Origin of the sequence: Flavobacterium algoris (assembly GCF_048158525.1) — a bacterium.
Taxonomy (GTDB): Bacteria; Bacteroidota; Bacteroidia; order Flavobacteriales; family Flavobacteriaceae; genus Flavobacterium; species Flavobacterium algoris.
Genome location: NZ_JBLNKT010000018.1, coordinates 1 through 15,298, shown reverse-complemented (window position 1 = coordinate 15,298; position 15,298 = coordinate 1). Strand labels below are relative to the sequence as shown.

15 protein-coding genes are annotated in these 15,298 nt (G+C 33.8%); 13 read left to right on the top strand and 2 right to left on the bottom strand.

Annotated elements, in window-relative coordinates; genetic code table 11:
• Window positions 1-22 precede the first annotated feature (22 nt).
• The 7 genes from trpC to ACM55I_RS10435 all read left to right on the top strand — a co-directional run bounded on the left by trpC (window position 23) and on the right by ACM55I_RS10435 (window position 6,522).
• Entirely contained in the window at window positions 23-802 is a 780-nt protein-coding gene (trpC, locus tag ACM55I_RS10465; RefSeq protein WP_416846724.1) for an indole-3-glycerol phosphate synthase TrpC, read from the top strand.
• Window positions 803-927: 125 nt separating this feature from the next.
• Window positions 928-1,587 carry a phosphoribosylanthranilate isomerase gene (locus ACM55I_RS10460; RefSeq protein ID WP_465245409.1) on the top strand — a complete coding sequence of 220 codons (660 nt, stop codon included), beginning with the start codon at window positions 928-930 and terminating at the stop codon, window positions 1,585-1,587.
• Between the two features lie 4 nt (window positions 1,588-1,591).
• Entirely contained in the window at window positions 1,592-2,773 is a 1,182-nt protein-coding gene (gene trpB / locus ACM55I_RS10455; protein WP_416846723.1) for a tryptophan synthase subunit beta, read from the top strand.
• A gap of 140 nt (window positions 2,774-2,913) precedes the next feature.
• Window positions 2,914-3,231, top strand: a complete 318-nt coding sequence (locus tag ACM55I_RS10450; RefSeq protein ID WP_416846722.1) for a gamma-glutamylcyclotransferase family protein — start codon at window positions 2,914-2,916, stop codon at window positions 3,229-3,231.
• A gap of 66 nt (window positions 3,232-3,297) precedes the next feature.
• Window positions 3,298-4,059 (top strand): tryptophan synthase subunit alpha, encoded by a 762-nt coding sequence (gene trpA / locus ACM55I_RS10445; RefSeq protein ID WP_416846720.1) that lies wholly within the window; start codon window positions 3,298-3,300, stop codon window positions 4,057-4,059.
• A 230-nt stretch (window positions 4,060-4,289) separates the two neighbouring features.
• A complete protein-coding gene (locus tag ACM55I_RS10440) occupies window positions 4,290-5,408 on the top strand; it encodes a protein NO VEIN domain-containing protein (RefSeq protein ID WP_416846719.1) in 1,119 nt (372 codons plus the stop codon).
• A 598-nt stretch (window positions 5,409-6,006) separates the two neighbouring features.
• On the top strand, window positions 6,007-6,522 hold the full coding sequence (locus ACM55I_RS10435) for a GNAT family N-acetyltransferase (RefSeq protein ID WP_416846718.1): 516 nt from the start codon (window positions 6,007-6,009) through the stop codon (window positions 6,520-6,522).
• Window positions 6,523-6,642: 120 nt separating this feature from the next.
• Here ACM55I_RS10435 and ACM55I_RS10430 read toward each other — a convergent pair whose 3' ends face one another.
• Window positions 6,643-7,197 carry a DUF4494 domain-containing protein gene (locus ACM55I_RS10430; protein WP_416846716.1) on the bottom strand — a complete coding sequence of 185 codons (555 nt, stop codon included), beginning with the start codon at window positions 7,195-7,197 and terminating at the stop codon, window positions 6,643-6,645.
• A 260-nt stretch (window positions 7,198-7,457) separates the two neighbouring features.
• Between ACM55I_RS10430 and ACM55I_RS10425 the strand changes: the two genes are divergently transcribed.
• The 4 genes from ACM55I_RS10425 to ACM55I_RS10410 are packed head-to-tail and all read left to right on the top strand — an operon-like array spanning window position 7,458 to window position 12,084.
• On the top strand, window positions 7,458-8,090 hold the full coding sequence (locus ACM55I_RS10425; RefSeq protein ID WP_416846715.1) for a TetR/AcrR family transcriptional regulator: 633 nt from the start codon (window positions 7,458-7,460) through the stop codon (window positions 8,088-8,090).
• Window positions 8,080-9,405: a TolC family protein gene (locus ACM55I_RS10420; RefSeq protein ID WP_416846713.1), complete on the top strand. Its 1,326-nt coding sequence runs from the start codon at window positions 8,080-8,082 to the stop codon at window positions 9,403-9,405. Before ACM55I_RS10425 ends, ACM55I_RS10420 begins: the two co-directional genes overlap by 11 nt.
• Before the next feature lie 11 nt (window positions 9,406-9,416).
• Window positions 9,417-10,496, top strand: coding sequence for an HlyD family secretion protein (locus tag ACM55I_RS10415; protein ID WP_416846712.1), 1,080 nt, complete (start codon window positions 9,417-9,419; stop codon window positions 10,494-10,496).
• 1 nt (window position 10,497) lies between these two features.
• The gene (locus ACM55I_RS10410; RefSeq protein ID WP_416846711.1) at window positions 10,498-12,084 is read left to right on the top strand and encodes a DHA2 family efflux MFS transporter permease subunit; all 1,587 of its coding nucleotides are present in this window, start codon (window positions 10,498-10,500) and stop codon (window positions 12,082-12,084) included.
• Window positions 12,085-12,148: 64 nt separating this feature from the next.
• Here ACM55I_RS10410 and yaaA read toward each other — a convergent pair whose 3' ends face one another.
• A complete protein-coding gene (gene yaaA, locus ACM55I_RS10405; RefSeq protein ID WP_416846710.1) occupies window positions 12,149-12,907 on the bottom strand; it encodes a peroxide stress protein YaaA in 759 nt (252 codons plus the stop codon).
• A gap of 173 nt (window positions 12,908-13,080) precedes the next feature.
• Between yaaA and ACM55I_RS10400 the strand changes: the two genes are divergently transcribed.
• Together ACM55I_RS10400 and ACM55I_RS10395 are read left to right on the top strand one after the other, a co-directional pair.
• A complete protein-coding gene (locus tag ACM55I_RS10400; protein WP_416846709.1) occupies window positions 13,081-13,608 on the top strand; it encodes a GNAT family N-acetyltransferase in 528 nt (175 codons plus the stop codon).
• A 169-nt stretch (window positions 13,609-13,777) separates the two neighbouring features.
• A complete protein-coding gene (locus ACM55I_RS10395; protein ID WP_416846708.1) occupies window positions 13,778-15,028 on the top strand; it encodes an ATP-binding cassette domain-containing protein in 1,251 nt (416 codons plus the stop codon).
• The last annotated feature ends 270 nt before the right edge of the window (window positions 15,029-15,298 follow it).

The window sequence follows — 15,298 nt, the reverse complement described above, 5'->3', positions numbered from 1 at the left end:
TTCAATCTTTAAATTAAAACAAATGAACATTTTAGATAAAATCATAGTTGACAAAAAAAGAGAAGTTATTCTCAAGAAATCCATCATTCCTGTTTCACAATTGGAAGCTTCGGTTTTCTTTGAAAAAAAGACTATTTCTTTGAGCGATAATTTAAGAAACAGCACCTCAGGAATTATTGCTGAACACAAACGTCGTTCGCCTTCCAAAGCCGAAATAAATTATAGTTTTACGGTTGAAGAAGTAACCAAAGGGTATGAAAATGCTGGTGCTTGTGGAATTTCGGTATTGACGGATGGAAAATATTTTGGTGGTTCGTTAGACGATTTACTTTTGGCAAGAGCCACAGTCAACATTCCATTATTGAGAAAAGAATTCATTGTTGATGAATACCAAATATTAGAAGCCAAAGCACATGGAGCCGATTTAATTTTGCTAATCGCTGCGGTTTTAACGAGAGACGAAATTAAAGCCTTATCTGAATTTGCTAAAAGTCTTGGGTTAGAAGTTTTACTGGAAGTTCACAATCAGGAAGAACTGGAAAAATCGATTATGCCAACATTGGATATGATTGGTGTGAACAATAGAAACCTAAAAACATTCGAAGTGAGTTTGGATTTCAGCAAGCAATTGGCAGCGCAAATCCCAAATGATTTTGTAAAAGTTTCCGAAAGCGGAATTTCCTCCGTTGAAGCGATTAATGAATTAAAGCCATACGGATATAAAGGATTTTTAATTGGAGAAAACTTTATGAAAACGGATAATGCCGGTAAAGCGGCAACGGAATTTATTAGTCAATTATAATCTTACACTTAACCCTAACAGGATTTAGAACCCTGTTTGGGTTAAGTGTAAAGAAACAACTGGAAATGAAAAAAGATACTAACAATCAAGATACTTCGGCTCCCTTCCCTTCGGGGAGGGCTGGGGTGGGGATAAAAATCTGCGGTATGAAATATCCCGAAAATATACTCGAAGTAGGTGCGCTCCTGCCCGATTATATGGGCTTTATATTCTGGGAGAAATCCGCTCGGTATTTTGATGGCGTGATTCCAGATTTACCAAAATCAATCAAGAAAGTGGGGGTTTTCGTCAATGCATCACAAGAAGAAATTCTTGAAAAAATAGCAAAATACGATTTGCAAGCCATTCAATTGCATGGACAGGAATCAGTTGAATTTTGTTTAGATTTGAAACAAGTTTTGAAGGATGAAAATGGAAAACAAGTTCAGATTGAAATTATAAAAGTATTTTCTGTTGATGATTCTTTTGATTTTGAGGTCCTGAAACCCTTTGAGGCCGTTTGTGATTATTTTCTTTTTGATACCAAAGGAAAATTACCCGGCGGAAACGGAACTACATTCGATTGGAAAGTATTAGAAAAGTATCCGTCAAGCAAACCCTTTTTCTTGAGTGGCGGAATCGGAATTAATGAAATGTACGCCGTGAATGAAATTTTGAAAACCAATTTACCCATTTATGCCATTGATGTAAACAGTAAATTTGAAATAGAACCGGGATTAAAAAACATACAATTGTGTAGAGACGCACTGCAGTGCGTCTCTACAGATAACAAAATAAAAAAATAAAATTATGTCATACAACGTTAACGAAAAAGGCTATTACGGAGAATTTGGAGGCGCCTTCATTCCTGAAATGTTATATCCAAATGTAGAAGAATTACGTCAAAATTATTTAAAAATCACAGCTGAACCAGAATTTCAGGCTGAATTTGACGCCTTGCTTAAAGATTATGTAGGTCGTCCTACGCCTCTTTATTTTGCAGAACGCTTATCCGAAAAATACAACACTAAAATCTACTTAAAAAGAGAAGATTTATGTCATACTGGGGCGCATAAAGTGAACAACACGATTGGACAAATTTTATTAGCCAAACGTTTGGGTAAAAAACGAATCATTGCCGAAACTGGTGCCGGTCAGCATGGCGTTGCGACAGCTACCGTTTGTGCTTTGATGGGACTGGAATGCATTGTTTATATGGGTGAAATCGACATCAAACGTCAGGCGCCAAATGTGGCTCGTATGAAAATGTTGGGTGCCGAAGTGCGTCCGGCGCTTTCGGGTTCAAAAACCTTAAAAGATGCCACTAACGAAGCCATTCGCGACTGGATTAACAATCCTGTAGACACCTATTATATCATTGGATCTGTCGTTGGTCCACATCCGTATCCGGATATGGTGGCGCGTTTCCAAAGTGTTATTTCTAAGGAAATCAAAGAACAATTATTAGAAAAAGAAGGTCGTGAAAACCCTGATTATGTGATTGCTTGCGTAGGTGGTGGTAGCAATGCTGCCGGAGCTTATTATCATTTTCTGGACAACGAAGACGTGACTATTATTGCAGTCGAAGCCGCAGGATTAGGAGTTGATTCTGGCGAAAGTGCCGCAACATCCGCATTAGGGAAAGTAGGTGTTATTCACGGCAGTAAAACCTTGTTGATGCAAACCACAGACGGACAAATCACCGAGCCGTATTCCATTTCGGCAGGACTGGATTATCCGGGCGTTGGTCCTATGCACGCTAATTTATTTGCTACCGGCAGAGCGCAATTCATCTCCATCACCGATGATCAAGCCATGCAATGGGGATTAAAATTATCACAAATGGAAGGACTTATTCCAGCTATCGAAAGTGCGCATGCCTTTGCCGTTTTGGACGAAATGAAATTCAAACCAGAGGATATTATAGTCATCAATCTTTCCGGTCGCGGTGACAAAGATTTGAATACCTATATCGATTATTTTAAATTATAACAGAAGAATAACTTGGGCGTTACCCTCCCAAAAAAGTCGGGTCGGGCTGTACACTATATCTTTTTTGTGGTAGAAAAAACCACAAAAAAGGATGCCGTTCCCATCCCTAACGCAAATAACTAACGAGAAAAAATAGTATTATGGAACAGATATTCTCTTACGGAACATTACAATCTAAAGAAATTCAAATACAGGTTTTTAACAAGCTATTGACTGGAACACCAGACCAACTCAAAGGCTATAAACTAAAAGATCTAAAAATAGAAGAAGAATTTGGAATGGCAGATTATTTTGTAGCAATACCAAGCGAAAATCCTTCGGATGAAATAAATGGTATTGTTTTTAATGTTTCCAGTGAAGATCTGACTAAAGCAGATCAATTCGAATCTAATGCGTATAAAAGAGTTCAAATAACATTGAAATCCGGAATAGTGGCATGGATTTATATGGAAAATTAATAATTGTAAATATAAAAACATACACCTAACAGCTTTTAAAAACTTGTTAAGACAAAAAATAAAACAATGAACAGAATAAATCAAAAATTACAGGAAACTAAAAAGATACTTTCCATTTATTTCTCTGCGGGCTATCCTAACTTAAATGATACCGTACAAATCATTCAGGATTTAGAAAAAAGCGGTATCGATATGATTGAAATCGGATTGCCGTTCAGCGATCCATTGGCTGATGGACCAACCATTCAAGCGAGTTCGACTCAAGCGCTGCATAACGGAATGACCACTCAAGTGTTGTTTGACCAACTAAAAGATATTCGTAAAACGGTAGCTATTCCTTTAGTGATTATGGGGTATTTCAACCCGATGTTGCAATACGGAATAGAGAATTTCTGTCAGAAATGTGCGGAGATTGGCATCGACGGATTAATCATTCCTGATCTTCCCGTTGATGTGTATGCCGATGAATATAAAGCTACTTTCGAAAAATACGGATTGAAAAATATATTCTTAATTACGCCACAAACATCCGTGGAAAGAATCAATTTTATTGACAGCGTTTCCGATGGATTTATTTATATGGTAAGTTCTGCTAGTGTTACAGGATCACAAACTGGTTTTGGAAGCGTTCAAGAAGCGTATTTCAAACGCATTGCCGACATGAATTTAAAAAATCCTCAAGTAATCGGATTTGGAATCAACAATGCAGAAACCTTCAACCAAGCCACACAATTTGCCAAAGGAGCGATTATAGGAAGTGCTTTTATTACGCATTTAACTGAAAACGGAACAGGAAAAATTGAAGAGTTTATAAAAGCGATTCGATAAACAACTATTTTTCTATAAATATCAAACGGCGTTTAAAGTTCATTTAAACGCCGTTTTTTTGTTGAAATACTTTATAAAAACATTAAATTATTTGTAAGGTAATTTTTATATATTAGTAAAAGCAAAAAAGATGACGTTTGTCAGACAAAGCAACCCAAATATGGGGTGTTAAGTATGATTTTATCATACACATATACAAGTTGTAAGCAATTTTACAGAACCATACTTAAATGAAAGAAATAACAAAAAGTGATTTACTTCTCGTAAACGAATTAAGTAAACGTACTTACTCAGATAATCAACTTTTATCTAAAGCAAGCCAAACTGAGAAAGAGCAATTAGACGAAATCAAAAAAAAGCTCAAAGAACTAGCTCAATATTTTTCTAAGAAGTATTCAGATACATATGGTCCTTTTGAAACAAGTGTCGTTACTGGTAATGATATTGCAATTGGTGGTACTAGATTCAAAAGAATGTGGGCGGGGATTTTTAAAGGCGGGAAAAATAAGCAATACGCAGCTCAAGTAAGTTTTGTTTTTGATCCAATTGAAACTTGCTTAAATGTTGGTTTTTATTTTGGTAGAGCTTCGGGGCATAGTAAAAACAAAGAAGAAAGGATAAGGCTTGAAAGTCAACTTCGAAATCTAGGAATATCACTCTCAAATTGTATTTCAAATGATACAAAATTTAGAGAAAACTATATGGAACTTTTTAATTTTGAATTTTTAGCATACTCTGGAGGAGAAAATGTGACTAGCTCTGAATGGTATAAACTCATTAGAGAAAATGCTAGGAGTTCACAGATTATGGCAAGAATATGGCCAAACAATTTTAACATTATAGAGAATTCTAAAATTGATTCTGTCGTTTCTCAAGTAATTTTCCTAATGGGAGGTCTTTCAAGTGAAAGTACAGAGTTAAGACCAATTATTAAACCACTCACTCCAGAACAAAGAGCAAAACAAGCTGAAAGATTAGCCGAAATCGGAAATAAAGGTGAAATTTTCATTATGGAAACTGAAAAAGAAAAATTAAAATCTTTAGGATTAAACCATACTGATTATCCAAAACATGTAGCCTTAGAATCAGCAACATATGGTTACGATATCACATCTTTAGACGAAAATAACAATGAGATTTTTATTGAAGTGAAAACTACAACTAGAAGAATAGACGACATCAATTCAAGATCATTCTTCATTTCTTCTCATGAACATAATGTTTACAGTCAAGACAAACAGAAATATAAACTTTATAGAGTGTATGATATAGAAAATTCACCGAGCCATGAAATTTTAAATCTGGAGATGGTTAGCAAAGAGGCTGACGGTTATATCTGCAAATACTAAATCCGCTCTTCGAAGAGTACACCCGCTCGTGCCTATTACAAATTTATAGTTATTTACTTTTAGTTAGTGTTCACGATCGGGACTCTCACCCCCCCCCCCCCAGCTCTTCGAAGAGTACATAACGTTATCGGGGAGTGCTGCGCAAATGTCTCTGACTTTGCGCAATTTCATAAACTTGATAAGAAAACTAAAATGTCCTAAAGTCTCTGACTTTCATCATCTTAAATTTAAATACACAAACAAGTCATTAAAATCGTTATTTTTATATTAAAAACACGTCAAAATGAAAGAAGGCTATGTAATTCGGGACCAGACTTTACCACATTATATAACGGCAACCGTTGTCAATTGGATAGATATTTTCCCTCGCTAGCGCGAGCGTCCCGCTCGTGCCTATTACAAATTTATAGTTATTTTTGTTAGTGTTCACGAGCGGGACGCTCGCGCTAGCAATAGCAGCATAAACAACAAACACTTCTACTCAGCAACATATTCTTCTAAAAAAAAATACATTCTATAATACAGATTGTACAAAATTTAAAATTTGTTTTGTACTTTCAGAGCACACTCATTAACCGAAAAAACTTAAATTACAATAATGAATTATCACTTTAGAAAAGCGGAACTGTCTGAAATAGCTCCAATATGGGAAATTTTACAACAAGCTATACAACGAAGAAAAGAAGACGGCAGTACCCAATGGCAAGACGGCTATCCAAATCCAGAAATCGTACAAAAAGATATTGAAAAAGGACAAGGATTTGTTTTGGTTGCAGGAGAAACCATCATCGGTTATAGTGCGATACTAATCAATGACGAACCTGCTTATGAAAAAATTGAAGGAAACTGGCTAACGAATGGTGATTTTGTAGTATTGCACAGAGTAGCTATTTCTGAAAAGTATTTGGGTAAAGGCTTGGCTAAAATGATTCTCAAATACATAGAAGATTTTGCGGTAAGCAATAACATTTACAGCGTAAAAGCAGACACTAATTTTGACAACATCGCCATGATGAAAATTTTTGAAAAGTCTGGTTATACGTACTGTGGTGAAGTATATTTTAGAGGAAGTTCCAGAAAGGCATACGAGAAAGTCTTAGTGAAACAGGACTAATTGAGATTATAAAAAACTTAGGGTTACAATTAAAAAAACGCAAGTTCGCAGATAAAAACAGTTAGCAACTGTTTCTATACTATGCGAATTTGCGGTAATTTTTTTTTAAAATAACTTATCTTAAACTACAGCTTCTTCAGGAGCCGTTTCAAATTCCATGTGATCCACTACTTCTACTGCAGCTTCCGGTTTAGAACCTTTGAGCGCGTTGAAACGTTCTAATTGTTCCAATTCTCCTTCTTCCCCACTAAAATAAGGAAAAACATCCATAATAGGAGATTCCGAAATAGCAGGTATGGTATAGTCGCCCATCGTACCTTTCATTACACTGGTGGTGTTATCATACGCCTCTTTTACATCATTAGCTTGCACTAATAAATACATATTTGACTTGCGTTCTTTACCACTTTCTTCGTCATACGCCAATAATGAAACTTTAGATCGAAACCAGCGATCTGCATTTTCAAAAGGATGAATCTCGGCATAATTAGCCACTTTTATATTCGTGATTTTAAATTCTTCACTGATATACGCCGACATTTCTTCATTGATTCTGCTTTCGGCTTCCGTGTAGGATAACGCGTCTACCAAATATGGTTCTGTCGTAATCTTTTGTCCGCCAGTTTCATCTGTTTTTCTATATTTTACTTTGCATTCATACCAAATTGTGCTCATCTCTTTTTTTTTAAGGATGTCAAAGATAGATTTTAGAGGTAAAAAAAATCATCATTCCTAAAATAGATATTCACAATTTTGGAAGAAGGGCAATATTCATATTTTTAAACTTTTTTAGGTTCATATTTCACTGAAATTTCTTTTTCGACCCATTTTTAACATAATAAAATCAATTTTATTATGTTAATATTATGTTAAAAATAAATTAAACAAGCGTTTAATTTAAACAGTTGTTTAATTTTGCCTCATATTTAAAAAGTATGGGATTGACTACTGATTTTAACGAAAAACAAATCAAAATACTGGAGGTCGCCGAAACACTATTTGCAGAAAAAGGTTTTGACGGTACTTCCATCAGAAACATCTCCAAAGAAGCAAAAATAAATATTGCTATGGTTTCCTATTATTTTGGATCCAAAGAACGTTTGCTCGAATCCCTAATTTTATACAGAACTTCCGATTTAAAATTCCAATTAGAATCCTTAATGCAGGAAAACCTCGAGCCTATTGAAAAAATCAATAAGTTAATTGAGGTGTATATCAATAGAATCAATTGTAATAAGGGAATTTATAGAATTTTACATTTTGAATTTGCTACAAATAAACGAGATTTGAATTTTGATTCCTTTACCGAATTAAAAAAAGGAAATCTAAAATCCCTTGAAGCCATAATCAAAGAAGGGCAATCAAAGGGTGTTTTTAGAAAAGACATTATAATTCCGCTAATAACACCTACAATACTGGGAACTTTTTTTCATTTTCACATGAACAAACCGTTCTTTGAAAATTTACTAAATTTGAAAACCGAAGACTTATATAATAATTACATAAAAACCAATTTGACAAAGCACATCCAACAAACTATAAAAGCCCTTCTAATATATGAAAGTTAGTCAATTAATGCTCTTTGGGATTTTCTTTATAGGAATTTCTTCAGTAGAAGCTCAAGAAAAAACGAGTCTTACTCTCGATGAAGCCATTCATATGGCTTGGTTAAAAAGTAATGAAATTAGTTTAGCCAATACCAAAGTGGCTACTAAAAAGTACGAATTACAATCGGTAAAAAACAGTCAATATCCTGATTTAAAAGTTTCAGGACAATATCAAAGATTAGCAAAAGCTTCTATAAACCTAAAAGTTAATAAAAGTAGCAGCTCTGAGCCAATGCCAGTTGTAGATCAATTGATGATTGGTCAGGTAAATGCAAACGTACCGGTTTTTGCGGGTTTTAAAATTCAAAACAGTATAAAAGTTTCTGAGAATTTGTATCAGGCTGAAAATGCAACAGCTTCGCAAACAAAGGAAGAAATTGCTATGAAAGTTATCAATAGCTACGCTAATTTATACAAATCGCAAAAAACCATTGAACTGCTGAAAGAAAATCAAAAAAGTGCACAACAACGTGTCGTTGATTTTAGCGATTTAGAAAAAAACGGTGTAATTCCTAGAAATGATTTACTAAAATCACAATTGCAAGTTTCAAAAATTCAATTGTCAATAGACGAAGAAAATAACAATTTGAATATTGTAAATTTTTATTTGGTTACCCTTTTAAAATTACCGGTTGAAACTAAATTAGAAATTAGAGAAAGTGATTTTGCTAATTTTCAAATGGACAACATCCCAACTAATGATGAGCCCGCATTACAAAATCGTAAAGATTTAGAAGCGATTCGATTTCAGGAAAAAGCAAGCAAGGCTAATATCAAAATGGCAAAAAGTGCCTATTATCCTGCTATTTCCCTTATTGGCGGTTATACGGCATTAGACTTAAAAAATGTAGTGACGGTTCAAAACGCAATGAATTTTGGTGTTGGAATTTCTTATGATATCAGCTCTATCCTTAAAAACGGAACTATGGTAAAACTAGCCGAGAGCAAATCATTAGAAGTACAAAATTCGCAAGCTGTACTTACTGATTATATCAAAATGCAAGTTCAAAAAGCGATAGAAGACTACGAATTAGCATTGAAACAAAATGAAGTTTATATTCAAGCTGTAGAACAATCTACAGAAAATTACAGAATCATAAAAGACAAGTACGACAACGGACTTTCGGATACTAATGATTTATTAGAAGCTGATGTAGAACAATTGGGATCAAAAATTAATAAAGCATTAGCTAAAGCAAATATTATACAGAAATACTACGAATTACTTTCTGTTACCGGACAATTATCACAATCATTCAATCTTTCAAAAATATAATCAGCAATCACATGGAAAAGAAAAAAACAAATAAAAAATTTATTATTATCCTAGTGGCTTTGATCGTATTAGGCGGAACTTATGGAACTTATAAATACATGCACTCGTTATCACATGAGCAGACTGATGATGCTCAAATCGAGAAAAACATGAATCCAATTATCCCTAAAGTTTCTGGATATGTAGATAAAGTATACATTAAAGACAATGATTTTGTAAAAAAAGGGGATACACTTTTTACAATCGACAAGAGAGATTACCAATTAAAAATCGATGAAGCAAGTGCTGCCTTACTGGCTGCAGAAGGAAATTTTGAAGTTTCAAAAGCAGATATTGGAAGTGCTTTGGCAAACATTTCTGTTTCTGATGCTAATGTACAATCAGCAGGAGGAAATATTGAAACTGCAAAAATTAGATTAGGCAGAATCACCAGTGATTACAATCGTTATGAAAATTTATATAAAAATCATTCGATCACTAAACAACAATATGAGCAAGCTTTAGCAGCAAAACAAGAAGCGGAAAGTCAAATTCGTATTTTGCAACAACAAGAAAAAGCAAGTTCGTATCAAAAATCAGTTATTGTAGCTAAGTCAAAAGTTTCCGATAAACAAACTGAAGTGGCTGCTGCCAATATCAAAAGAGCAAAAGCGATGCTAGATGCTGCAAATCTGAATTTATCTTACACTGTAATAACCGCAGCTATAGATGGTCAGGTTTCAAAAATTGATATTCAACCGGGACAATTGGTTCAACCGGGACAGTCCTTGTTTTATATTATAAATAATTCTAATGCTTGGGTAATTGCTAATTTCAAAGAAACACAATTGAACAAAATGATTATTGGGCAAAAAGTAACTATCAAAGTAGATGCTTATCCCGATTATGATTTTGAAGGTACATTAACTTCATTTTCTCCTGCTACCGGTTCTCGTTTTTCTATACTACCTCCGGATAATGCTACTGGTAACTTTGTAAAAACCATTCAAAGATTACCTGTTAAAATCAGTTTAAACACCACTAATGATGTTGAAAAAATAAAATTATTACGACCAGGAATGAATGTTGATGTTGATGTACATGTAAACTAAAATGGCACAAGCAAGAGTAGAAGATGATTTAGTAGAATATGGCTACAGGCGCGTTCTGATTACGATTACAGCAGTACTATGTGCACTGCTTGAAATTGTAGACACCACAATTGTCAATGTAGCATTAACGAACATGAGAGGTAGTCTTGGGGCAACATTAAATGATGTTGCTTGGGTTATTACTGCTTATGCTATCGCAAATGTTATTGTAATACCAATGACGAGCTGGCTTTCCCAACAATTTGGAAGACGAAATTACTTTGTGGTCTCTATTATTATATTTACAGTTTCCTCCTTTTTGTGTGGTAATGCCAGTAATATATGGGAACTTATCATTTTTCGCTTTATTCAAGGACTTGGTGGGGGCGCATTATTAGTTACAGCACAAACTATTATAACCGAGAGTTATCCTGTCGCAAAACGTGGAATGGCTCAGGCTATTTATGGAATGGGCGTAATTGTAGGACCTACTTTGGGTCCGCCATTAGGAGGTTATCTTGTTGATAATTTTTCTTGGCCTTATATATTTTACATCAATATCCCACTTGGTATTATTGCTACTATTCTAGCATTTAGCTTTGTAAGAAGTCCTAAATTTGGTGAAAAACTAAAAGCAAAACAGGTGGATTGGTTGGGAATTTTCCTTTTGACCGCTTTCATTGGTTCATTACAATTTGTTTTAGAACATGGACAACAAGATGACTGGTTCAATGATAAAGTAATTGTATTTTTGAGCGTTGTATCCGTTTTTGGCTTGATTTTGTTTATATGGAGAGAGTTAACCTATAAACACCCTATTGTAAACTTGAGCGTTTTAAAAGACGGAAATCTCCGAATTGGAACCGTAATGTGTTTCATTTTAGGGTTTGGACTTTATGGTTCCACTTTAATTATTCCAATTTACACACAATCCATTTTAGGATGGACTGCTACTGACGCTGGTTTATTACTTATTCCTGGTTCCATCACCACCGCTATTATGATGCCAATTATTGGTAAATTAATTCAACGAGGTGTTCCCCAAGGTTATATGGTGGGTATAGGTTTTTTAATTTTCTTTTTCTTTACGCTGATGATGCACAATAACATGACTCCGGATACTGGAGTTGAGCATTTATATTGGTCACTAATTTTAAGAGGAATTGGATTAGGATTACTTTTTGTGCCTATAACAACTTTATCGCTTTCAACCCTAAAAGGGAAAAATATTGGTGAAGGTGCTGCTTTTACCGGAATGATGCGACAATTAGGAGGTTCTTTTGGAATTGCTATCATCACCACTTTCATCACTAGATTCAGTCAGGAACATAGAGTAAATTTAGTTTCGCATTTAGACGGAAGCAGATTAGAAGTGCAACAACGTGTAATGATATTGCAGAAGGGTTTCATGTCCAAAGGATTTACCAGTAATGAATCTCTGAAAAAAGCGTATCAAGTGATTGATTATTCCGTTATGAAACAAAGTACCGTTTTATCTTATATGGATATTTTTCTTTACCTCGGAATCATGTTTTTATGTTGTATTCCTATAATCTTTTTAATTAAAAAAGGGAAAAACAAAATTAATCCTGCAGATGCGATGCATTAATAATAAATAAAAAAATGCCGATTTCATAATGGAATCGGCATTTTTTTATTTTATTGGGGTGCTATTATCGAGTGAATACCAAATGATTTCCTTTTGATAAATTAGCATCAAATTGATAGCCTTCATAATTAAATCCTTTTAAATCATCAATTGTTTTTCCATTGGTATCAATGATATAACGCACCATCATTCCTCTCGCTTTCTTGGCAAAGAAACTGATAATTTTAAGTTTTCCATTTTTATAATCTTTGAATTCTGGTGTGATTACAGGAACTTTTAACGCTTTGACATCAATCACTGAAAAATATTCGGTACTGGCTAAATTGATAAACAATTCTCCTTTTTTAAGCTCTTTATTCAATGCTTTTGTAACGGTTGCTTTCCAAAATTCATATAAATTTTTGCTTTCGCCAATGGGTAATTTTGTTCCCATTTCTAATCGATAGGCTTGTATCAAATCCAATGGTTTCAATAATCCATACAAACCAGATAATATTCTCAAACTATCTTGCAACGTTTCTAATTTTTCTATCGGAATCGAATAAGCATCTAATCCAGTATATACATCTCCGTCAAAAGTAAAAACTGCAGGACGGGCATTTCCGGGTGTAAAAGGTGTTTTCCATTCTTGGTTTCGTTTCCAGTTTAAATCAGCGAGTTTATCCGAAATACTCATTAAATCAGACAACTGAGCAGGCTTTTTTTCTTTTAAAACTTTATGAACTTGTCTAGATTCTTTTAAAAAATGGGGTTCCGTGTGAAGCGGAGTGGGCAACTCTTTTTCAAAATTTAACGATTTAGCAGGCGATATAACAATTTTCATATACTATACTCTTTCAAGTTCTTTTATTAATTGTTTCAAAAGTACAAATTGAAAACAACAAAGTTAGAATCTATGAATTGATTTCTTGAATAGTATAATAGAAAATGAAAATTGTTACCAAAATTATTTATTATTTTTGAGTTTTAAAAGAATCCAAAAGACCTTTCACTATTATGAATACAATAGAAATTAGAAAAGCCACACTATCCGATCTTGAAGCAATACAAAAAATAAGCACCCAAACTTTTATAGAAACTTTTGCTGCTGTAAACACCCCTGAAAATATTGCTAATTATGTAAAAGATAGTTTTAATTCTGAACAATTAACTGCTGAATTAAACAATGCAAATTCCCAGTTTTATCTCGCAACTGCAAACAACGAAATCCTTGGATATTTAAAAATAAATTTTGGCGATGCCCAAACTGAAACGATAAATAAAAATGCTTTGGAAGTGCATCGTATTTATGTTTCACAAGCTTTTCACGGAAAAAATGTAGGTCAATTATTGATTGACAAAGTAAAAGAAATTGCACAACAAACTGGCGTAGATCACATTTGGCTTGGTGTCTGGGAAGAGAATCACAGAGCGCTTAGATTCTATACTAAAAATGGTTTTGTAGAATTTAACAAACATGTTTTCACATTAGGAAATGAACAACAAACTGACTTATTGATGCAATTTGTAATAAATAAAGAATAGTAATGAGCCATAATTCCATTTTTAGCTCTTGGAAAATTAAAAAAAACCTTCCATATAGATTTGAATTATGCTAAACTAGTGTTATATAAAAGCTGTAAAACTTGTGTTTAAAAAAGTATACGTTTAATTTTGCTAATGCAGCTTAGCACATCAATTTACATATTTTAAAATGCTTAAAAACACACATTGGGATATTCTTTTATCGAATCAGGTAAACAAAAAGGACTTTATTGAAACCTTGATTTCAGGAGAAGCCAAGGGAGAATTAACTGCTTTTAATGAACTGAAAGGAATGCTTTTTTCTGATATTGCTATTGAAAAATTCATCGAAAAAGAATACCAATATGATACTGTTGAAGCAGCTCCAGAATCAAACCGAAAATTACGCACTTTTTCCTCTGGCGAACAAAAAAAGGAATTTTTACGCTATTGCATCAATCAAAATCCGGATTATATCATTTTTGACAATCCCTTTGATCATTTAGACCAATCCTCACGAGTGACTTTACTCGATTCACTGGAAAAATTATCAGCTTCGGTTCGCATCATTCAACTGGTCAATCGTACTGCTGATTTACTTCCTTTTATTCGAAACAAAGCCCATATAATTGATAATTCTTTTGTTTTAAATAACATTAAAACCACTGAAACAGATCAAAAAAAAATCTCAACTACTTTAATTCCAAAACCTTTAGAATCTTTTGATTACAAAGAAAGTATCCTGATAAAAATGAATAGGGTTTCCGTAAGTTATGACGAAAGAAAAATTGTAGACACTATTTCATGGACCATCAAACAAGGCGAATTTTGGCAACTTATTGGTCCAAACGGCTCTGGAAAAAGTACGCTCTTATCCATGATTACAGGAGATAATCCAAAAGGATACGGACAAGAATTATACCTTTTTGGAAGAAAAAAAGGAAGTGGCGAAAGTATTTGGGAAATCAAAAAACAAATTGGTATTTTCTCAACAGCAATGACGAATCTATTTAAAAAGAATCATAGTTTAGAGCAAATGATTCTATCGGGATTTTTTGATTCTATCGGATTGTATACTGAACCAACTACATTACAAAAACAAATTGTAGACCAATGGCTTGATGTAATACAGATGAGTCATCTAAAAAAGAAAACGTTCCACCAACTTTCTATTGGTCAGCAAAGAGTAGCTATGATTGTTCGTGCTGTTCTCAAACACCCGCCATTAGTCATTCTAGATGAGCCAGTAGAAGGTTTAGATGATGAAAATGTAGCCTTGGTAATACAACTCATCAATGTCTTAATGCAAGAAACTAAAATGACCATTATATATGTTTCCCATCGAATAGAACCGATGCTTGCTCCTACCTCTATTTTTGAATTAATCCCAACGGCAACAGGATCTATTGGTAAAATAAAATTTCATTCGGAACCAAATTAAAACAGCAAATACTAATTTTACACCAAGTGATTTCCCTTTAATTAATAATAAAATCGTATAAGTAAATCCACTGATACTAACAGCATTGCTATTGACAAATACCTGGAATCACTTCCCGAGCAGCAGAAAATTACGCTTGAAAAACTAAGGTAATGTCTAGTCCTGAAAAAACGATACAGGATTAATAAAAAATAAAAGTACAATTTTTAAACAGTAGTAAGCTCCGGTTTACTACTGTTTTTTGTTTTATAGGTTCTCATTTTAATTATA